20 protein-coding genes and 5 pseudogenes are annotated in these 19,017 nt (G+C 68.1%); 7 read left to right on the top strand and 18 right to left on the bottom strand.

The genetic code is table 11. The features are described from left to right. Window positions 1-81 precede the first annotated feature (81 nt). The 3 genes and pseudogenes from hemW to GNX96_RS63390 form a co-directional block, all read right to left on the bottom strand. Window positions 82-1,269 (bottom strand): radical SAM family heme chaperone HemW, encoded by a 1,188-nt coding sequence (hemW, locus tag GNX96_RS13175; RefSeq protein WP_279580222.1) that lies wholly within the window; start codon window positions 1,267-1,269, stop codon window positions 82-84. A 36-nt stretch (window positions 1,270-1,305) separates the two neighbouring features. Further along, the gene (locus GNX96_RS13170; RefSeq protein ID WP_279580221.1) at window positions 1,306-2,112 is read right to left on the bottom strand and encodes an MFS transporter; all 807 of its coding nucleotides are present in this window, start codon (window positions 2,110-2,112) and stop codon (window positions 1,306-1,308) included. A gap of 61 nt (window positions 2,113-2,173) precedes the next feature. Beyond that, a pseudogene (locus tag GNX96_RS63390) lies at window positions 2,174-2,473 on the bottom strand (MFS transporter); the annotation flags it as partial. A 560-nt stretch (window positions 2,474-3,033) separates the two neighbouring features. Here GNX96_RS63390 and GNX96_RS13165 point away from each other — a divergent pair. The 3 genes from GNX96_RS13165 (at window position 3,034) to GNX96_RS51405 (ending at window position 4,255) form a co-directional block, all read left to right on the top strand. Further along, window positions 3,034-3,477 carry a hypothetical protein gene (locus GNX96_RS13165; RefSeq protein WP_163568312.1) on the top strand — a complete coding sequence of 148 codons (444 nt, stop codon included), beginning with the start codon at window positions 3,034-3,036 and terminating at the stop codon, window positions 3,475-3,477. 113 nt (window positions 3,478-3,590) lie between these two features. Next, window positions 3,591-3,995: a peptidoglycan recognition protein family protein gene (locus GNX96_RS51410; protein ID WP_279580219.1), complete on the top strand. Its 405-nt coding sequence runs from the start codon at window positions 3,591-3,593 to the stop codon at window positions 3,993-3,995. Beyond that, the gene (locus GNX96_RS51405; protein ID WP_279580218.1) at window positions 3,992-4,255 is read left to right on the top strand and encodes a peptidoglycan recognition protein family protein; all 264 of its coding nucleotides are present in this window, start codon (window positions 3,992-3,994) and stop codon (window positions 4,253-4,255) included. Before GNX96_RS51410 ends, GNX96_RS51405 begins: the two co-directional genes overlap by 4 nt. A 42-nt stretch (window positions 4,256-4,297) precedes the next feature. On the opposite strand, the pseudogene GNX96_RS13155 reads toward GNX96_RS51405, so the two are convergent. Beyond that, window positions 4,298-4,543, bottom strand: a pseudogene (locus tag GNX96_RS13155) (VOC family protein); the annotation flags it as partial. Between the two features lie 182 nt (window positions 4,544-4,725). Between GNX96_RS13155 and GNX96_RS13150 the strand changes: the two are divergent. After that, a complete protein-coding gene (locus tag GNX96_RS13150; protein WP_163568311.1) occupies window positions 4,726-5,793 on the top strand; it encodes a bacteriocin fulvocin C-related protein in 1,068 nt (355 codons plus the stop codon). A gap of 6 nt (window positions 5,794-5,799) precedes the next feature. On the opposite strand, the gene GNX96_RS13145 is transcribed toward GNX96_RS13150, so the two are convergent. The 3 genes from GNX96_RS13145 to GNX96_RS13135 form a co-directional block, all read right to left on the bottom strand. Next, complete coding sequence (locus GNX96_RS13145) at window positions 5,800-5,973, bottom strand: cupin domain-containing protein (RefSeq protein WP_163568310.1); 174 nt, start codon at window positions 5,971-5,973, stop codon at window positions 5,800-5,802. A gap of 145 nt (window positions 5,974-6,118) precedes the next feature. Continuing rightward, a complete protein-coding gene (locus GNX96_RS13140; RefSeq protein WP_279580217.1) occupies window positions 6,119-6,445 on the bottom strand; it encodes a cupin domain-containing protein in 327 nt (108 codons plus the stop codon). Window positions 6,446-6,703: 258 nt separating this feature from the next. Continuing rightward, entirely contained in the window at window positions 6,704-7,000 is a 297-nt protein-coding gene (locus GNX96_RS13135; RefSeq protein ID WP_279580216.1) for a hypothetical protein, read from the bottom strand. Window positions 7,001-7,026: 26 nt separating this feature from the next. On the opposite strand from GNX96_RS13135, the gene GNX96_RS13130 reads away from it, so the two are divergent. Then, window positions 7,027-7,527: a hypothetical protein gene (locus tag GNX96_RS13130; protein WP_163568308.1), complete on the top strand. Its 501-nt coding sequence runs from the start codon at window positions 7,027-7,029 to the stop codon at window positions 7,525-7,527. A gap of 678 nt (window positions 7,528-8,205) precedes the next feature. On the opposite strand, the gene GNX96_RS13125 is transcribed toward GNX96_RS13130, so the two are convergent. The 3 genes and pseudogenes from GNX96_RS13125 to lepA all read right to left on the bottom strand — a co-directional run bounded on the left by GNX96_RS13125 (window position 8,206) and on the right by lepA (window position 11,745). Further along, complete coding sequence (locus GNX96_RS13125) at window positions 8,206-8,466, bottom strand: GMC oxidoreductase (RefSeq protein ID WP_163568307.1); 261 nt, start codon at window positions 8,464-8,466, stop codon at window positions 8,206-8,208. Further along, window positions 8,456-9,704, bottom strand: a pseudogene (locus tag GNX96_RS51400) (GMC family oxidoreductase N-terminal domain-containing protein). The gene GNX96_RS13125 and the pseudogene GNX96_RS51400 overlap by 11 nt, the downstream one beginning before the upstream one ends. A gap of 203 nt (window positions 9,705-9,907) precedes the next feature. Next, a pseudogene (lepA, locus tag GNX96_RS13110) lies at window positions 9,908-11,745 on the bottom strand (translation elongation factor 4). Window positions 11,746-11,942: 197 nt separating this feature from the next. On the opposite strand from lepA, the gene rpsT reads away from it, so the two are divergent. Then, window positions 11,943-12,203: a 30S ribosomal protein S20 gene (rpsT, locus tag GNX96_RS13105; RefSeq protein WP_163568304.1), complete on the top strand. Its 261-nt coding sequence runs from the start codon at window positions 11,943-11,945 to the stop codon at window positions 12,201-12,203. 33 nt (window positions 12,204-12,236) lie between these two features. On the opposite strand, the gene GNX96_RS13100 is transcribed toward rpsT, so the two are convergent. Continuing rightward, window positions 12,237-13,076 (bottom strand): hypothetical protein, encoded by an 840-nt coding sequence (locus GNX96_RS13100; RefSeq protein WP_163568299.1) that lies wholly within the window; start codon window positions 13,074-13,076, stop codon window positions 12,237-12,239. Beyond that, window positions 13,076-14,011: pseudogene (gene holA / locus GNX96_RS13095) on the bottom strand (DNA polymerase III subunit delta). The gene GNX96_RS13100 and the pseudogene holA overlap by 1 nt, the downstream one beginning before the upstream one ends. Before the next feature lie 167 nt (window positions 14,012-14,178). Between holA and GNX96_RS13090 the strand changes: the two are divergent. Further along, complete coding sequence (locus GNX96_RS13090) at window positions 14,179-14,592, top strand: DUF5655 domain-containing protein (RefSeq protein ID WP_163568303.1); 414 nt, start codon at window positions 14,179-14,181, stop codon at window positions 14,590-14,592. Window positions 14,593-14,826: 234 nt separating this feature from the next. Here the strand turns inward: GNX96_RS13090 and GNX96_RS67175 are convergent, their stop codons facing one another. From GNX96_RS67175 to GNX96_RS51385, 6 genes are all read right to left on the bottom strand, one after another. Next, window positions 14,827-15,873, bottom strand: a complete 1,047-nt coding sequence (locus tag GNX96_RS67175) for a hypothetical protein (RefSeq protein WP_279580215.1) — start codon at window positions 15,871-15,873, stop codon at window positions 14,827-14,829. Window positions 15,874-15,970: 97 nt separating this feature from the next. Then, window positions 15,971-16,432 carry a VOC family protein gene (locus tag GNX96_RS13075; protein WP_163568300.1) on the bottom strand — a complete coding sequence of 154 codons (462 nt, stop codon included), beginning with the start codon at window positions 16,430-16,432 and terminating at the stop codon, window positions 15,971-15,973. A gap of 93 nt (window positions 16,433-16,525) precedes the next feature. Next, entirely contained in the window at window positions 16,526-16,759 is a 234-nt protein-coding gene (locus tag GNX96_RS13070) for a hypothetical protein (protein ID WP_313885655.1), read from the bottom strand. Between the two features lie 132 nt (window positions 16,760-16,891). After that, a complete protein-coding gene (locus GNX96_RS51390) occupies window positions 16,892-17,026 on the bottom strand; it encodes a hypothetical protein (protein WP_279580214.1) in 135 nt (44 codons plus the stop codon). Next, a complete protein-coding gene (locus GNX96_RS13065; RefSeq protein WP_279580213.1) occupies window positions 17,023-18,504 on the bottom strand; it encodes a ComEC/Rec2 family competence protein in 1,482 nt (493 codons plus the stop codon). The genes GNX96_RS51390 and GNX96_RS13065 overlap by 4 nt, the downstream gene beginning before the upstream one ends. Continuing rightward, window positions 18,501-18,893 (bottom strand): hypothetical protein, encoded by a 393-nt coding sequence (locus GNX96_RS51385; protein WP_279580212.1) that lies wholly within the window; start codon window positions 18,891-18,893, stop codon window positions 18,501-18,503. Before GNX96_RS51385 ends, GNX96_RS13065 begins: the two co-directional genes overlap by 4 nt. Between the last annotated feature and the right edge of the window lie 124 nt (window positions 18,894-19,017).

Below are 19,017 nucleotides of genomic sequence, written 5' to 3'. Positions count from 1 at the left end.
CTGCTATGAAGGCTTCCCCACGGCACCAGCAGCCAACTTCTGGATCTCGACTCTCATCCCCCCGGAATAACCAGACACTGCCTAGTCGACGAGGTCGCGGACCACGGCGTCGGCCAGCAGGCGGCCTGGCAGGGTGAGGACGGCGGTGCCGGTCGCGTACGGGCCGGGCTCGAGCAGGCCTCTGCCGAGCGCGTCGGCGGCGGCATCCCGGCCACGGTCGGTCAGCACGCCCAGCGGCAGGCCGTCAGTCGTGCGTACCCGCAGCATGATGTCCTCGACCCGGCGGTCCTGCGCCGACAGCAGCTCACGCGCGTACGCGGGCGAGTTCTTCTCGGCGAGGCGGGAGCCGTAGGCGGCGGGGTGCTTGACGTTCCACCAGCGGGTGCCGCCAACGTGGCTGTGGGCGCCGGGGCCAAAACCCCACCAGTTCGCGCTACGCCAGTAGCCCTCGTTGTGCCGGCAGCGATCCGCGCTGGTCAGTGACCAGTTGCTCACCTCGTACCAGCCCAGGCCCGCGGCCGTCAGGGTCCGCTCGGCCTGCTCGTACCGCTCGGCGAGCGTGTCGTCGTCGGCGACCGCGACCTCGCCGCGGCTGACCCGGCGGTGCAGCCGAGTGCCCGGCTCGACGATCAGCGAGTACGCGGACACGTGGTCGACGCCGGTCGCCAACACCGCGTCCAGCGACGCCTGCCAGTCGTCCGCGGTCTCCCCCGGCGCGCCGTAGATCAGGTCCAGGCTGACGTGCTCGAAGCCGGTCCGCCGGGCCCATCGGGCGACCGCCTCGGCGCGGCCGGGCGTGTGGTGCCGGTCCAGGACCGCGAGGACGTGCTCCCGCGCGGACTGCATGCCGAGCGACAGCCGGGTGAAGCCGGCCTCCACCAGGGCCGCCAGCGACCGCTCGTCGACCGTCTCCGGGTTGCACTCGGTGGTCACCTCGACGCCGGCCGCGAACCCGAACGCGGCCCGCAGGTCGGCGAGCGTACGGCCCAGCTCGGCCGGCGGCAGCAACGTCGGGGTGCCGCCGCCGACGAACACCGTGTCGATCGCCGGCGTCCGGCCACCCAGCGCGGCCGCGGCGAGCTCGATCTCGGCCCGTACCGAGTCGAGGTAGTGCTCGCCCTGGTCACCGTCCAGCTCGGACGCCGTGTACGTGTTGAAGTCGCAGTAGCCGCACCTGGTGGTGCAATACGGCACGTGGACGTACGCCCCGAAGGCGCGTGAGGTCAGCTCGTCCAGGGCCGCCGGCGGCAGCGAACCGTCGGCCGGCACCGGCTCGCCTTCGGGCAAGGTGGAGGGCACAGCTGTCTATTGTGCCCCGGCCGCCACCGGCTCCGCCGTCGCGCGGGTCCTCAGCGCCCAGCTGACGACCGGCGGAGCCGCCGCCCCGGCCACCACGAACAGCGCGCCGAGCGCGAGCCAGCCGGGCAGTCCGCCGCCGAAGCCGTGCGGGCCGCCGGTACCGAGCACCAACACGGTGGTCAGCGCCGGGCCGACCAGGTTGCCCAACGACATGCTCATCCCGAAAACGCCCTGATACTGGCCCTGGGCGTGCGGCGGCGCCAGCCCGTACGCGACTCCCCAGGTGCCAGCGGACAGCACCAGCTCGCTGACCACGTGCACGACCGAGCCGGCCACCATGATCGCCACCGCCACCCAGATGCCCTGCCCCGCCGCGAAGGCGTAGATCGCACAGGCGACCGCGATGATCACCGACGACAACCGCAACGCCTTCGCCGCGGCCGTCGCCGTGGTCACGTCGCGGCTGGCACGCACCTGGAAGAGCACGATGCCAATGGTGTTTACGATCAGCAGCACCGAAACCAGCCAGGCCGGCGCGTGCGTACGCTGCACCGTCCACAGTGGAATGGCCACCTCCAGCAGCCCGTACTGCATCGTCAGCACTCCCACCAGGAGCATCACCAGCAGGAACGGCCGGTCGGCCAGCGCGACCAGCCGGCGACCGCCGGCCGGCGCCGGCACCGGAGCCAGCCGGGTGACGCCCAGCACCATCACGCCGGCGATCACGAAGGTCGTCGCGTCCGCCAGGATCGTCGTCTTGTACGCGACCGCCGTGTCCAGGTGCAGGGTCAGTGCCGCGGCCGCCGCGCCCACCGGTGATGCCCAGGTTCGTCATCGAGCGCAGGAATGCCTGCGTACGAACCCGCTGATCGGTCGGCAGCGCGCCGGCGATCAGCGCGCCGCGGGCACCGTTCGAGCCGGCGTCGAGAACGCCCTGCACCGCGAGCACCAGAGCCAGCCCGACCACCCCGTCCACCAGCACCACGGACGCGGTGACCAGGCCATTCAGACACGCACACACGACCAGCACCTCGCGCGGGCCGACCCGGTCGGCCAGATGGCCCATCGGCACGCTCGCGATCAGCCTGGCGGCGGCCGCCACCGCCAGCGCGGCGGCCAACTGGCCGGCCGGCAACCCCACCGAGCGGGTGAAGTAGATGGCGCTGACGGTCATGAAGAGGCCGTTGCCGAACGTGTTGATCAAGGTGGCGGCGGCCAGAACTCGGCCGGTACGGGACTGCGGGGGCGCGGGAGCGGGGGTCGCTGTCACCGCCACATCTTAACAGTACGCGCGTACGTACTGTTTCGAGTTGTTTTCCGTCCGCGGGTGACCGCCGACACAGGCCTTTGTAAGACGAGGTCAGCACCCACCCAGCCTAGGAGGCGACCGCGGTGGAACCGATGATGCGGAGGTGTCTCAAATTAGGACACCGGAGTGTCCCGTCATGCGGTCAGCTGAGTACTCAGCACGGGAGTCTCGGAAGGAGTGCCGATGTCGCAGCAGCCCCATGGAGCGGAGTCGAGTCACCAGCATGTGGCCGACCAGCCCGGCGAGGTCGCCGGTGCCGGAGAAGAGACGCTGACCGCGCGCCAACTGGGCGGCAAGGATGCGCTCGCGCTCGCCGATCTCGCGGCGATCTTCGACGACCTGCAGTTCGTGCTCGGCTGCTGTGAACGACTGCTCGGTGAGCTGGCGCGGGGTGAACAGCAGGACACCGTCGTGGTCGAGGCGCTGTGGATCGCAGCACTGTCGACGTACGCCCCCGGTGCTTTCGATCCCGGGAAAGCGGCGCCGCGCTGTCCCCGACCGATCTGTCGGCAACCGCCCTCAAAGGTGAGGTCGCGAAATGGCACGAGCTGCTCGGCAAACTGCGCGACTTCGCCGTCGACGGCGTGGCCAACACCCGCGAGGAGTTCTTCGTTGGCGCCTCGCGGACTTCCACGGGTGCACCGGCGGGCATCGTGGTCACCTCGATCAGCCGTCCCCGGGTCGACGAGGCCACGGTGCGCCAGACCGGCCGACTCGCCTTCGAACTCAGCTCGGTGGTGGACGGGCGGGTCAAGGAAAGAACCCAGAAGGTGTTCTCCTTGGCGCGGCGGCTCTCGACCACCGACTTCGACAAGCTCGACCCCATCGAGATCGACTGGTCCCCGGCCACCAGCTCGGAGTCGTCGTGATGGCGAGCTGAGCTGCAATCGAGCGACGCCGGCTCCTTCCCGAACCTGTCGGGAACGGCGAGTTCGCGGCGATGTACGTCGGTTGTATGTTCCACCCCCCCATACTTCGCCCCATGGATGCTGATTCCGGATCACTCAACCGCCGTGTTTTCCTGCTCGGCGCCGGTGCTGTCGTAGGAGCCGGCTTCGCCGGCCTGGCATTGCCGTCCGGCGCGCAAGCCGCCACCGCCCCGCGTATTTACAGCTGCGCCGAGTGGAGCGCGCGGCCGCCGGCCGATCCGCTGGTGACACTCAACCATCCGGCGAACCGGATTCTGGTCCATCACACCGCGAGCGCGAACAGCACGGACTATTCGCAAGCACACGCCTTCCAGTTGGCCCGCGGTATTCAGAACGACCACATCGACACCAACGGCTGGTCCGACACCGGCCAGCATTTCACCATCAGCCGTGGCGGCTATGACATGGAAGGCAGGCACGGCAGCCTGACCGCTTTACGGGGCGGCAGCACACGATGATGATTCGCGGCGCGCACTGCCCGGGACAGAACGACAACGCCATCGGGATCGAGAACGAAGGCACGTACATGACCGTGGAACCGCCCACGGCACAATGGAACGCGCTGGTCAAAATGTGTGCCTACATCTGCGCGCAGTACGGGATCTCGCCAGCGGAGATCAAAGGACACCGGGACTACTACAACACCCTGTGTCCCGGCGACAAACTCTACGCGAAACTCCCTGCCTTACGCGCCGCCGTACGTACGGCCATCGGCTGAGGCACGGATCTTGGCCTTCACTGGGACACCGCGAGGCCGGTGGAATTTCTCGATGGCGGCTGGGGTGACCGGAGTGAAGAAGTTGACGAGGTTGCCGTCGGGGTCGCGGAACAGCAGAGCGCGGTTGCCCCAGGGCATGGTGGTGGGTTCGTTGACGAAGTCCTCGACGAAGCCGGTCAGGTTCTCGTACACAACGTCCACGTCGTCGACGAGGAACTCGATGATCACGCTGCGGTTGTCGGCCGGGCTCGCGGAGGTGGGCCCGAACAGCGGGACGGCGCGGGTGCTGGCGCATTCGGCCCGGCGAACCTCGCCCCGCGCAGAACCAGAACTCGGCGGCTAACGGCTCGGCGAGAGTCTTCGTGGAATTCCGGTAGTGGCCAGGTTCATCCTTGGCATTGCTGACAAAGGTAACTGGACACGCATCCAGCGCCTGTCTAGCCTTTTGCCATCAATCCCAAGGAGATGCCATGAACACGGCCGAGAACCGCTGGATCCTTGCTTTTGATGCTTCCTGCGGGACATGTCGGGAGATTTCCCAAACGGTCGAAGCGGCCTGTGGCGGACGTCTGGAAGTGTTGCCACTGGGCCGAACCGACGTGGTGGAATGGCGGAAGGCCGTGTTCGGCGCCGACGCTGCCTGGGCACCAACGCTGATCAGTGTCGGCCAGAAAGTACGCGCGTGGACTGGCGCGCGGATGAGCGCACCGCTGGCCCGCCGGCTCGGTCCACGTTCGACCGTTCGCGTACTGAGCGCACTCGGCCAGCTAAAACAGAATGGCGCCGCGCCGTGTCAGCATACGGCCGCCGGGCCGGCATTGAGCCGCGGCAGTCTTCTTCGCCTCGGGGCGGGAATCGGCATCGCGTCCACGGTCATCCTGCTCGGTCGTACGCCCGCGTTCGCCCAGCGTGTTTCGTTCGGTGAGGCGAGCAGGTGGGTGGCCACCAATGCCGGAGATCTGCCTCGGACCTACGACGAGATCGTTGCCCATTCACAGATCTATCGCAAAGCCATCTACCGCGCGCTCGGCGCGGCGGACCGCGCGGGTCTGTGGACCGAACAGCTGACCCGCTACCGTACGGCCCACCACACCGAACTTTCGGTGGCTCAGAAGGCTCTTCTCGACCAGGCTCTGGCCACCTTCACCGACGCTTCGATCTTCGAAGACGACGCGATGTCCCGGCCGGAGGTCCTGCAGAAGCTGAAAAGCCTGGAAGGCTCGGCGAGATCTCTGTTCGGTGACCGTCTCGCGTTCGCCATTTTCGCCTCGCTCGGGCCAGGCGCGTCGACCGCTCGGCCCGGCACCGGCGGCCAACAATCCGCCGTCCAGCTACCTGGCACCGAAAACGTCGCCGAGCCGCCCGAATGCGACACCCTGTGCGAATGCAGCGTCGAGGACGACTGGTGTACGCATCCCGCCCGCTACTGCCGCCTACTGGACTGCGCTCACTGCAAAGACATCAAATGCACATGCTTCCAGGGCTGCGGATTTGCCTACCAGTACCAATGCGACGGCTATTGCAACCAGACGACCTAACCCAGCTCAGTCAAGGTAACTCAGCTCGGGCTTCTCCCCGATACCGAGAAGGAAATATCCGAGGAACGTGGCCCCGTCGCTTCCCGCGTCAAACCGGCTGATGGACACACCTTCGGGCTCAAAGAACACGTCACCTGGCCGCAGCACGACCTCCGGCTCACCCTTGACCTGAAAAGTCACCGAGCCTTCGACAATGCTGCCCCCACCGGGCAGTTGTGTATGTGCTCCCCCGCCACGCAGTCCGACGGCATCTGGATCCGGCGAATCTCGACACTCGCGGTGCGCTTCGCCGGGTCCAACTGGGCCTCAAGCACAGTGGTCCGGATCATCCCTCGTACCCACTTTCCGTGACGTGTGTGTCGAACTCGGCCGTACTGCCGTCCGCCGCAGCCTCCTGAACAGCCAGGTGCCGCATAGACGACTGAGGGCCGGCGCCGTGCCAGTGCCACTCGTCGGGCGCGATCCGAACCGTGTCGCCGGGACGGATCTCCTCGACCGGGCCACCCCTGCGGCCCACTCTCCCGAACCCGTCCGTGACGTAGAGAATCTGCCCGTGAGGATGCTTGTGCCACGCGGTACGCGCGCCGGCGTCGAACCGTACGTCAAAAATGCGCAGCAGCGAGAGCGGATCCGGCGCGGCGATGGGCGTCATCCGTACGACGCCGGTGAACCACTCGCTTGGGCCGTCAATTGTTGGGCTGCTGTTTCTCTCTATTTCCACGTCGCTACTGTACCTACTAGTACGTTTGTTAGTCAAACAGGCACGGACCTGTCGGCGCATGTCAGTCAGATGGCCGCCGAGCATGCATCGCGGTACGCCAGAAGGCTTATGACGCGACCTCAGATGGCTGAGTCGGACGCCTTAGGCTGACACGTACGCTCGGGGCCGAACCGCTCCTGTACCGCCAGATCAAAGGAGATCCGTGCGCCGCCTGCTGATTGCCGGGGTCGTCACCGCCTGCGTGGCGGTCTTGGTGGTGATCGCGCTGGTGATCGCCGCCGTGGTCCGCGGCGGGCAGGTCGCGATCCCGGCGCTGCCGGCCCCCCTCAAACCCGAGGAATGCAACATCAAGATCGGGTCGGACACCGCCGAACTGACCCTGGAGCAGGGCCAGCACTCGTCCACGATCGCCGCGATCGGGTTCCTGCGCGGCGACGGCGTACGCGGGGTCACGGTCGCGCTGGCCACCGCACTGCAGGAGTCCAAGCTGGAGAACACTCCCGGCGGCGACCGTGACTCGGTGGGCCTGTTCCAGCAACGGCCGTCGCAGGGCTGGGGCACGCCCGCGCAGCTCGCGCGATCCGCGGTACGCGGCGAACGCGTTCTACCGGCGGCTGGAAACCGTCGACAACTGGCAGAGCAAGCCGGTCGCGCAGGCCGCCCAGGCGGTCCAGCGCTCCGCCGACGGCAGCGCTTACGCCGGCTGGGAACCCGAAGCCACCACGCTCGCCACCGCGTACTCCGGGCAGACCGCCGGCGCGGTCACCTGCCTCACCCGCAACTCCCACTCCACCTCCGCGCTCGGCGAGGACCTCCGCCGCGACCTCAGAGCCGACCTGGGCAGCGCGGCGTCTTTCGCGCTGGGTCCCGGAAACGCCGCCGGTGTCCCCTCCTTGCGCGTCTCCGCCAAACCCGCCGGCGCCGACCTGCAGACCTACCGCCGGATCGAGTTCTGGCTCGTCGCCCACGCCCCCAGGAATACCGCGTCGCCACCGTGGCCTACCGAGACGTGAAATGGACCGCCACCGACGGCACCTGGAAAGCCCTGCCCACCGCCGACCCCACCGGCCACATCGTGGTCACCTTCACCTAGCCCCCCACCCCCGCGCGGCCCCCCCCGCCGCAACTCCCGCCCCCAAAGTCGCCCAACTTCAATAAAACCCAACCCCGCGCCCCGCACCTCCACAAACCCAACCCCGCGCAGCACCGCAACTCCCGCCCCCAAAGTCAGCCACCTTCGCTAAACCCAACCCCGCGCCCCGCACCTCCGCAAACCCAGCCCCGCGCGGCACCTCAACTCCCCCCAAAGTCAGCCACCTTCGGTAAAACCCAACCCCGCGCCCGGCGCCATCGGCCGCCAGGCCGATAGTCGCCCCTGCGGCAGGGGCGTCGCCTTTTGTGTAGACCCCGCGCTTTTTGCGGGGTCTACACAAAAGGCGACTCTCGTAGCCGTAGTCGACCGCGCCCGCGCCGAAGGCGCCAGCCAGAGACACAGAGTTACGGGATCAGCGGCAGTAGTGACGTGGAAAGCCCTGCCCGCCACCGCTTTTTGGTGGCGGGCAGGGCTTTCCACGTCACTGGTAGCCGAGGATTCCGCCCCCTAATGTCCACCGCCCCTAACCACCGCGGCCCCCGCGCCACAGACAGCCAACAATTCCGCACCCAAAAACCCACCGCCCTTATCCAGCGAGTCAGATCATCGAGGCGGCGTGTTCGGCGATGGCGATGGCGTCGAGCGCGGTGGGACTGCGCAGGGGCACCGGAACGATGGACAGGTCGATGACGCGTAGCGCCTCGACGCCGTGGACACGGCACTGTTCGTCCACCACGGCGTCGGGGTCATCACCGGGGCCCATCGCGGCGCCGCCGGCCAAGGCGAGCCGGCTGAAGGTCATGGCGCGCAGCACCGCGTCGAGCTGTTGATCGTCGCCGATGACCTGGTCATTGAGCATCGGGAACCCGGCGATGTGGCGAGCCAGCGAGGGGGATTGTGGCGACTGTCCAGGCGTACCGGTAGGCGTCGCGCATCCGGGTGAGATCGCCAGCGGCGGTGTAGAAGCCGAGGTCGATGATAGGCCGCTGACCGGTGGCAGGGCCGGCGAGACTGATGGTGCCGCGGGAGACTGGCGCGAAGTCGCCCACCATCAACGCGATCATCGGGTCCGTTCCACCCGGTGCTGGTCCGGTGAACAAGGTGAGGTAAAACGCCTGGTCAGGTACGTGCCCAGGGAAGCTGTCGAGGCGTCCGATCACTTCGGTCATCGGGGCGCCCGACGGAACGGATCCGGGCTGCGGGATCGCCGGAATCACCGCACCGGGCTGGTCGTAGAGGTTGCGGCCAACACCCGGGAGGTCCTGCTGGGAGGTGATGCCGATGGCGCGCAGGTCCTCGATGGGCCCGATCCCAGAGCGCAGGAGGAGCACGGGGCTCAACGGTGCACCCGCGGCGAGGATCACCTCACCGGCGCGCCGACGACTCACCACCGATTTCCACCCCGATCGCGCGTCCATGGTGGACAACAATCCGGTCGACCTGGGTGTCACCTCGGACGACGAGATTCTCTCGCCCTCGGGCTGGGGCAAGGTAGGTCAGCGCGGTGGAGGCACGAGTGCCGTCGGCGTACTGGTTGTGCGGATAGGGACCGATGCCGACCGCGGTCGGAGCGTTCATGTCAGGTTGGTAGTCGTGCCCGTGGTCCAGCATCGACTCCAGAAAAGCCGCCATCGGCGCCGTTAGCCGATCTCGGTCCGGCCGTACGATCGGCACCGGTCCCTCGGGGCCGTGATGGGGTGCGTCGGGGAAGTCACGGTCGGCTTCACAGCGCCGGTACGCCGGCAGCATCTGCTCTGCTCCCATGACCAGCGTGGCATCCCGCGGGCAGCCCACGCGTCGTAGTCGCGGGGCATGGCCCGGACCGCGCCCCGGCCGTTGACCTGTGCGCAGCCGCCGACGACTCTGCCCCGCGCCAGCGGTCCGGTCCGGTCCCGCCCCAGCCGTGACGGTGGCGGACAACCCCCCCGAGTCGAATCCGACGCCATCGCCGGTGGTCAACGCCGGCGGCATGGCGGCGCGGTCGGCGAAGTCCTGGCCCGCCTCGACCAGCAGCACGCTGCGGGTCGGTTCAGCTGACAACCGGGCGGCCAACACGCACCCCGCGGTGCCCGCTCCGATGATGAGCACGTCGACCATCACAGCGCACGAAGCTGTTCATCCATGTGGTCAAGGTACCCAGCCGCGCGGACCCCGGCTTGGACAAATCTGACCGGTCCGAAAGGGCTTGGTCAACGGTGGGAGCCCTTGATGCGCCACCCCGCAGCACTCACTGTCGACCAAGCTCTAACTCAAGTACCAACGAGCGTCAACCGCTGGTCGATCGCTCGTACCCACCGGGCCTATTTCTTCGGAGCGTCCGAAGTGGACAGCGCGGCGATGAAGGCCTCCTGCGGCACCTCGACCCGGCCAACCATCTTCATCCGCTTCTTGCCCTCTTTCTGCTTCTCTCCAGCAGTTTGCGCTTACGGGTGATGTCACCGCCATAGCACTTGCTGAGGACATCCTTGCGAATAGCGCGGATGTTTTCCCGGGCGATCACCCGAGAACCCACGGCGGCCTGGATCGGCACCTCGAACTGCTGCCGCGGAATGAGTTCGCGGAGCCGCTGGGTCATCGAGACGCCGTACGCATACGCCTTGTCTTTGTGAACAATCGCGCTGAAAGCGTCCACGGTTTCGCCCTGCAACAGGATATCCACCTTGACCAGCGCGGCTTCCTGCTCGCCGATGGGCTCGTAGTCCAGGCTCGCGTAGCCCTTGGTACGCGACTTCAGCTGATCGAAGAAATCGAAGATGATTTCCGCAAGCGGCATCGTGTAGCGCAGTTCCACCCGGTCGGCGGACAGGTAGTCCATCCCGCCGAGAATTCCCCGGCGGGACTGGCAAAGCTCCATGATCGCGCCGATGTAGTCGCTGGGCGCGAGGACCGTGGCTCTTACGATGGGCTCTCGTACACACCGCCGATTTTTGCCGGCGGGGAACTCGCTCGGGTTGGTGACGATGTGCTCGGCACCGTCCTCCATCTCGACCCGGTAGACCACGTTCGGCGCGGTCGCGATCAGCTCCAGGTCGAATTCGCGTTCCAACCGTTCCCGGATGATCTCCAGGTGCAGCAGCCCGAGGAACCCACATCGGAACCCGAAGCCAAGCGCGACCGAGGTTTCCGGCTCATACACCAAAGCGGCGTCGTTGAGCTGGAGTTTCTCCAGCGCCTCCCGCAGATCCGGGTAGTCCGAGCCGTCGATCGGATAGAGACCGGAGAAAACCATCGGCTTGGGGTCGGAATAGCCACCGAGCGCTTCGGTCGCCGACTTGATCTGGGTGGTGATGGTGTCACCGACCCGGGACTGCCGCACGTCCTTCACGCCGGTGATCAGATAGCCGACCTCGCCGGCCGCGATCGCGCCGGTGGCGACCGGCTCCGGCGAGATGACGCCCAGCTCCAGCAGCTCGTGGGTGACTCCGTTGGACATCATCTTGATGCGTTCGCGCGCTGACAGCTTGCCGTCGACGACTCGTACGTACGTGACGACACCGCGATAAATGTCATAGACGGAGTCGAAAATCATCGCCCGCGCCGGCCCGGCCGAGTTGCCGACGGGAGCCGGCACCTGCTTGACGATCTCGTGCAGCAGCGCCTCGACGCCGTCGCCGGTCTTGCCCGAGACCCGCAGGCAGTCGCTCGGGTCGCAGCCGATCAGGTGCGCGAGTTCCTCGGCGTACCGCTCCGGCTGCGCCGCCGGCAGGTCGATCTTGTTCAGCACCGGGATGACGTGCAGGTCCGCTTCCAGCGCCAGATACAGGTTCGCCAGCGTCTGCGCCTCGATGCCCTGCGCCGCGTCCACCAGCAGCACCGCGCCTTCGCAGGCGGCCAGGCTGCGGGACACCTCGTACGTGAAGTCGACGTGTCCGGGCGTGTCGATCATGTTCAGCACATACTCGGTGCCACTGGGCTGAGCCACCCAGGGCATCCGCACGGCCTGGCTCTTGATCGTGATGCCACGCTCACGCTCGATGTCCATCCGGTCGAGGTACTGCGCGCGCATGGCACGGTCGGACACCACGCCGGTCTTCTGGAGCATGCGGTCGGCGAGGGTGGACTTGCCGTGGTCGATGTGAGCGATGATGCAGAAGTTGCGGATCAGCTCGGGATCTGTCGATCCGGGCACATGGGTCAACGGGCGTCCTTGGAGTCATTCTCTGCGGCCATGCCTCAGCGACTAGCCGGCTCGGGCGTACCCGTCCATCCTCCCATGCCCACCAGGTACCGTTAGGAGGCGGATTGGAGCGCGCCTCGCGCGTGGTCTATTCTGGCTAATCGCGTGCGTTGAATCGCACCGACCGAGAACCCCGACTGACAAACCGAGGCTTACGCGTGGCGAACATCAAGTCCCAGATCAAGCGGATCAAGACCAACGAGAAGGCGCACCAGCGCAACAAGGCGGTGAAGTCGTCGCTGAAGACCGCGATCCGCCGCTTCCGTGAGGCCGCCGCCTCCGGCAACAAGGAAACCGCTGCCACCCAGCTGCGGGTCGCCTCTCGCGCTCTGGACAAGGCCGCCAGCAAGGGCGTCATCCACCAGAACCAGGCCGCGAACAAGAAGTCCGCGATGGCGAAGGCAGCCGGCCAGCTCTAAGCCCTGGCCGCACGGCCCGCGCTTGGATATTGCTCAGTCGACAGGAGCCACCCGAACCACCGGGTGGCTCCTCTTCGTGTCTGCGTAGCGACACTCGATGGCGACGCTTGGTCGGTAGCCCCGTACATAACGGACATCGCTCTGGGATGTGTCCGTTATGTACGGGCCAACTGCTAGTGGCGCTTGCGGCCGGACCCAGTCGGCTTCTCGGGCGGAGCGCCGGCCGGATCCCACGGCGGCGGGCGGTCGCCGCGGATCTCGGTCATGAAGTCGTCCAGCTCGTCTGGCACGACCGGCAGTTGCTGGGTGGCGTCCGGAACCCGGCGCGTGGCGCTGGTTCGGCGCGCTGGCCGGCAGCACCGGCAGCGTCTGGGTCCGGCCGGCGAAGTCCGGATCCGTCGGCGGCGCCAGCGTCGGGATGATCGCCGTGTCGTTGTTCAGCTGGCCCCGGCGACCACTCTTCTGCTCCTCGCGCGCCACCCGCTTCTGCTCGCGGCTGCGCTCACGTACCGCCTTGCGATGCTCCCGCGAGGCCGACATGCCGCTGGCCGGCTCGGGCTCAGGCTGGGGTTCCGGCTCGGGGGCTGGTTCGGGTTCCGGCTCGTACTCCCGCTCGGCGGCGACCGCCGAGCGCTGCGTCGCACCGGCGATGATGTCGTTGACTTTCACCATCGCCGCGACCGCGACGGGCAGCACCAGCACACCCCACCAGGACACGAAGCCCAGCAGGGCCAGCACAATCGCCACCGTGATGGCGATCTCGAAGAACACGAACGAGATCACCGGGCCGGGGTCGATCGTCTTCAGCCGCAGCACCCGGCCGTACACGGTCCGCCGGTCGTTCTTCTTGCGCTTGCCGCCACTCTTGGCCATCAGCGAGCTCCCTTGGCAGCCGCGATGGCCAACACGGCCCGCTCCAGTGCGTACTGCTCGTCGGAGGCCACGCCTTTGACGTCAGCGTTGAGCGCCGCGGCCACCTGCATCGCGGTGGCGAGCCCGTCATCGGTCCAGCCGCGGCCCTGCCGCTGCGCCCGCTCCACCTTCCACGGCGGCATGCCCAGCTGGCTGGCCAGCTGATATGCGTTGCCGCGTCGGCCGCTGACACGGGCGATCGTTCTGACGCCGTCGGCCAGCGCGTCCGCGATCAACACCGGGGGCCACGCCGAGCGACTCCGCCCAGCGCAGCGCCTGCAGCGCCTCCACGGTGTTCCCGGCGACGGCCGCGTCGGCGACCGTGAAACCGGTGACCTCGGCGCGGCCGCGGTGATAGCGCTGCACGGCGGCCGCGTCAACAGTCCCGCCGGAGTCGGCGACCAGCTGCGCGCAGGCGGTGGCCAGCTCGCGCATGTCGTTGCCGACGCTCTCCAGGATCAGGGTGGCCACGTCCCGGGACGCCCGGCCGCCGGCCCGGGAGATCTCGGCCCGTACGAACGAGGCGCGGTCAGCGGGTTTGGTCAGCTTCGCGCACGGCACCACCACGGCGCCGGCGCCGCGCAGGCCCTCCACCAGCGCCTTCTGCTTGGCGCCGCCGGAGTGTTCGATGACCAGCACAGTGCCGTCGACCGGGTCCTTGGCATAGCTGAGCAGCCCAGCGGTCAGGTCCTTCGTACCGTCCTGGCCAGCGTGCACGACCACCACCCGCTCGCCGCCGAACAGCGACGGACCGAGTAATTCGTCAAGCTGGACGGGCGCGAGCTCGCCAGCCTGGACGTGCTGCACGTCGGCGGACGCCTCGCGGCCCTTCGCCGCCGCCACCACGTCCGCGACCGCGCGCGCGAAAGCAGCAGCTCCTCGTCGCCGAGCAGCAGCCCGGACCGGCGTCAACAGGTCGCCGCTGTCTGTCAAGTCTCCGTCCGGAGATGTGGTCGGGGGCACGGCTGCATCGTCCCATGCCGACTGCGGCGATGCTGGGGACAGGGGAGAATAACGGTACTTTCGGCTGTCTGCCGGTCAGCTGGCACGGCATGCTGAACCCATGCCCCGCTGGACGTGTCCACACTGCGACCGCGAGTTCGGGCGAACTCGCCAGTCGCACGTCTGCGTCCCGGGCGGCACGGTCGAGGACACCTTCGCACCCTGGCCAGCCCGCTATCTCGACATCTACCGAGCCCTGGAGTCCCACCTCACGTCCTTGGGACCGCTGCACGCGGACGCCGTCAAGGTCGGCGTCTTCCTCAAAACCGACCGCACCATCGCCGAGGTCCGGCCGCGCGCCCGCGCCCTGTCCCTGGACCTCGTGCTCCTGCGCACAGTCGACCACCCGCGCATCTCCCGGCACCTGCGGACCGGCGACCGCACGATCCACATCATCAAACTCACCAGCCTCGACGACGTTGACAACGAACTCCTCGAGTGGCTCACCGAGGCGTACCTGACCGCCACCGACTGATCCTTCTCGCCTGTTTTGTATCGCCCGCGAATTTCTCCCCCCGAGATTTGGCCTGTGCGGCGCGAAATTGTCGTACGTGTCTGTTTTTCTTTCCCCCTCCCTTTGAACGGGCGGGGGGTGGCTTGAGAGGTGGACCTTGATTTTTAGTTGAACATCGGTCCTCAAACCCCCCCCCACCCGTTCACTGGGTGGGGGCAAATTTGCCGGAGGGGTACGACAGTTTCGCGCCGCACCCTACGTAGCCAGGTGCTCCATCACTGGGTGGGGAACGGGGGTTGGAGCCACCAAGGGGTGTCGACGAGTTCGACTCGAGTGACCCATTTGACCCACCAGAAGCCGCGGCGGTCCGGAGCGACGAGCCGCAGCGGTGCGCCGTGGCCGGCGGACAGCGGCTGGCCGCCGGCGTCGGTCGCCAGCCACAGCTTCGACGCCTCCGATGCTGGCAGGAGCCGGTGGTAGCCGGTCACGGACGTGATCTTGAGGCTGCCGTACGCCCGCGCGCGGGACCAGCCGGTCGAGCCGCACCCCTGACCAGTTCTGGGTGGCATACCACCCGCCGGTGCAGTCGAGAGTGGCCCGCACGGAGTCGCCGTACGCGCTCAGGTCGGCGACCTCCCAGAAGCTGCTCCGGCCAGCGGCCACCACCTCCAGGTGCCAGGTGTTCTGACCAGCCGGCACCCCGTCGAGCAGCCAGGTCACCACCGGCATCTGGTCCGGCACGTCAGTGCCGGCCTCGGTCGATCCAGTGCTGGTGGTCGGTCCCAGTGGCAACCGGAGGGCACGCCCAACGCCCTCAAGAGCGACATACGCGGCCAGTGAACCGACCGCGAGGCTGGCGGTTCGCAGCGCGACGCGGCGGGACAAGTCCGCCCGGCGCGGACGCGGTCGGTGTCTGATCAGGTGTGCCAACAACAGCGGTACTCCCACCAGCGCCAGCCCGACGTGCACCTGGTTGTCCGTCACGCCGAAGTAGTCGCGATAGCCGCCCCAGGCTTCCCCAACGCCACTGAGCACCGCGCCGAGAACCACCACGGTCAGCGAGATCCCCAGCACTCGCCGACCCCAGACGTGGGCCGTCCGGCGCCGCCAGCCGCGCCGCGCGATCACCGTTTTCCACGGGATCAGGAGCGGCAGCCCCAAACCGGCCGCACCATGCGCGTACGCGACCAGAGCCGACTGCACGGGCGTACCAAACGCGAACGCCAGCACCCCGGTGACCATCGCGAGCACCAACAGCCCAAGAAGCGCCAGGTTGGTCCTTCGCCCAGCCCGCTGCCACATCCTCCCAGTGTCGCTTCGCCCAGCAACGTTGTCTGAGGATCCCTCAGCAGAAAGTTCTGAGCTGCCGGGGATGACCGTGCGTGTCCCAAGCGGTCCCTCAGCCAATGACCGCCGTCAGTTGATGTCGAACTCGTTGCCCCTCCGGGTCCATCATCCCGACGGCGTAGTGGTCGAGCCCCTCCTCAACCAGGGCGCCAGTGATGGTGGCGCCGAGGGCGGCCAGCCGGGTGGCCTCGGCGTCGACGCGCTGCCGGCGGATCTGAATAGGGTCGGTCCGCATGCCGCTGGCATTGATATCGAGGTGCAGGCGGTTCTTGACCAGTTTGGGATCGCGGACTTGCTGGAACCAGATGCTCGGGCCGTTGCCCTCGGGCTCGCTGATCCAGTCCGCACCGTCAACCAGGTCCTCTTCGGGCACCCCAATGTCACGGTAGTAGTCGTTCCAGGTGGCGAAATCCGCCGGCGGGGGCGCGAGCTGATAGCCCAGCGCGGCGACCCAGAAGCAGGCGAGGCGGTCCGGATCGGCGCAGTCGATCACCAACTGGAAGCGGACGGCCATCAGAGATCCTTTCGCGGTCACGCAGGGTCATCGACGACGCTGCCAGCGGCTCGCACAGCGGTGCCATGCGAGCGCGGACAGACACCTCTCTTTTTAAGAGCCCTTACCCGCGGAGGCGATCGCCCGGCAGGAGCGCCAGGACAGGATCGACGCGATGGACAGCGCGGACAGGGCGCCGCCGACGCACCCGAACGAACCGATCGACAGCACCGAGGCCGCGGACCCCAGCGAGCCGACCGACAGCACCGAACCGCTCGACCCAATCGACAACACCGATCCGCTTGACCCGATCGACAGCAGCGACCGGGTCGAGCCGATCGACAGCACCGCAGCGATCGATCGGATCGGATCGACAGATAGGACGCCCGCTTCTCCACCATCCCTTCATCCTGCCCGAACTCGACGTTTTCGCTGCCAGCCACGGCGTGTCGCGAGCGAAAACGTCGAGTTCGCAAGGGGCTATGGAGGTTGTGCGATCTGGTCGACGCCACGGGTGACGGTGGTCAAGTGACCGTCTTGACGGAAGACGGCGACGTCACCGTCCAGGTCGGTGCGCAGAACCCGGACGCCCATCCGGGTGAGGTGCAGGATCACGCCGGGACTCGGATGTCCGTAGTCATTGCCCCCAGTCCCACCTCGACGACCGCGACCGTCGGCGCTGCCGCGTCCAGGAACGCGGGGTCGCTGTACATCGAGCCGTGGTGCGGCACCTTCAGAACATCCACATGCAGCGGCACTCGCGCTGACAGGACCGAGTCTTCCTCCTCTCGTTCGGCGTCTCCTGGCAAAAGAACCGTCGTGCCGGCCAGGTTCGCCATCACGATCAACGAGTTGTTGTTCGGATCCGACCGGGTGCCGCGAAAGGTCGCGGCCGGCCCGATCACGGTCAGCTGGACCGGACCGACCCGGTAGCTGTCGCCCGGCTGAACCGTCACCACATCCAGGTGGTGCCGCCGCACGGCCGCCATCAGAGTCTGCTCCCCGGTGTCTGGCAGCTTGTACGTCCCGACCAGGACAGCGCCGACGGACCGGCCGCTTACCGCTCCCTCGATGCCTCCCACGTGGTCGGCGTGCAGGTGGCTGAGCAGCAACAACGGAATCACCTGGATGTCCAGCCGGCGCAGGCAGCCATCCACCGCGGACGGCTCCGGGCCGGTATCGATCACGATCGCCGTCAGCGGTGCCACCCGCAGGACCAGCGCGTCGCCCTGACCAACCGCGCAGCCGACCAGTTGCCAACCTGGCGGCGGCCAGCCAGGGGCCACCACTTGGATGGGCAGCACCACGACGACGATCGCCACCACGACCACCGCGAGGAGTCGCCGCACCCATCGGCTTCGGCCAGCCGCCAGCAGCGCAAGCAGCACGACCGCGAGCAGCAAGCCACCACCGAGACCCGCCGGCCACGGCAGGACACCGCCAGGCACCTGGGCACCGACTCGCGCCACTGTGACCAGCCACCAGGCCGGCCACGATCCGCACCAGGCCAGCGCGGCCGCGGCGGCGGGCCAGAACGGTGACACCAGCGCGGCGAGCACACCAAGCACAGTGGCCGGCGCGACCGCCGGCACGGCCAGCAGCAGGTTGGCTGGGACGGCCACCAGGCCGACTGTCCCGGACATGCCGGCGATCACCGGTGCGCAGGCCAGCTGCGCGGCGGCCGGCACGGCAAGAGCCTCGGCGAGCCCGGCCGGCACTCGGCAACGACGCAGCGCCTCCCGCCAGCCCGGTGCGACCAGGAGAAGGCCCGCGGTGGCCAGTACGGACAAGGTGAACCCCGCGGAGATCGCCTGGCTGGCGTCGAGCAGGATCAGCAGCCCGACCGTGGCGCACAGGGCCGGCAAGGCCGCGCGCGGCCGTCCGGAGGCGAGCGCGATCAGCGCCAAACCGCCCATCACCGCCGCTCGCAGCACGCTGGGCGACGGCCTCGCCAGCACCACGAAGCCGGCCAGCGCGGCCGCGGCGCAGATCGCCGCGACCGCCGGCCGGGCCCGCAGTCGCAAGCACAACAGCAGCACGGCGCCGGACACGATCGCGCAGTTCGACCCGGACACCGCCGTCAGGTGGGTCATGCCGGTGAGCCGGATGTCTCGGCGACTTGCGGGTCGAGCGTACTGACATCTCCCAGGACCAGGCCGGGCAGCAAACCACCCTGTGGTTGTGGGAGCGGCGCGCAGGCTTGTCTGAGGCCAGCCCGCAATCCGCCGGCGGTCCGCTGGATCAGCGGCGGCTCGCCGAGCAGCCGCGGATCGCCAGTGACGGTCAGGGCGGCGGCGGTCACGTCACCGCCGGTCGGCGGCGACAGCCGGCCGGAGACCTTCAGCTGCTGGCCCGGCAGCAGCTTCGCCCAGGCCGGGCCGGTCCCGAACACCACCAGGCCGCCACCGATGGCGAATCGGCCGGCTGGGGTGGACAGGTCCGAGAGACCGACCGGCACGGCGTACCAAGGACGTCCCGCCACCGTGGCCTGCAGCGCCCGCGGATCGTACTGTGACGGTCACGGTAGACGTCACGTCGACGCGTTGGTCTGCCCAGGCGACGCAGAGGTCCTCGGTATACCTGGGCAGCAAACTGGAGCGCGGTCG

Source organism: Fodinicola feengrottensis (assembly GCF_010993775.1).
Classification (GTDB): domain Bacteria; phylum Actinomycetota; class Actinomycetes; order Mycobacteriales; family HKI-0501; genus Fodinicola; species Fodinicola feengrottensis.
The sequence above is the reverse complement of the archived record's forward strand: the minus strand, read 5'-3'. Positions and strand labels throughout refer to the sequence as shown.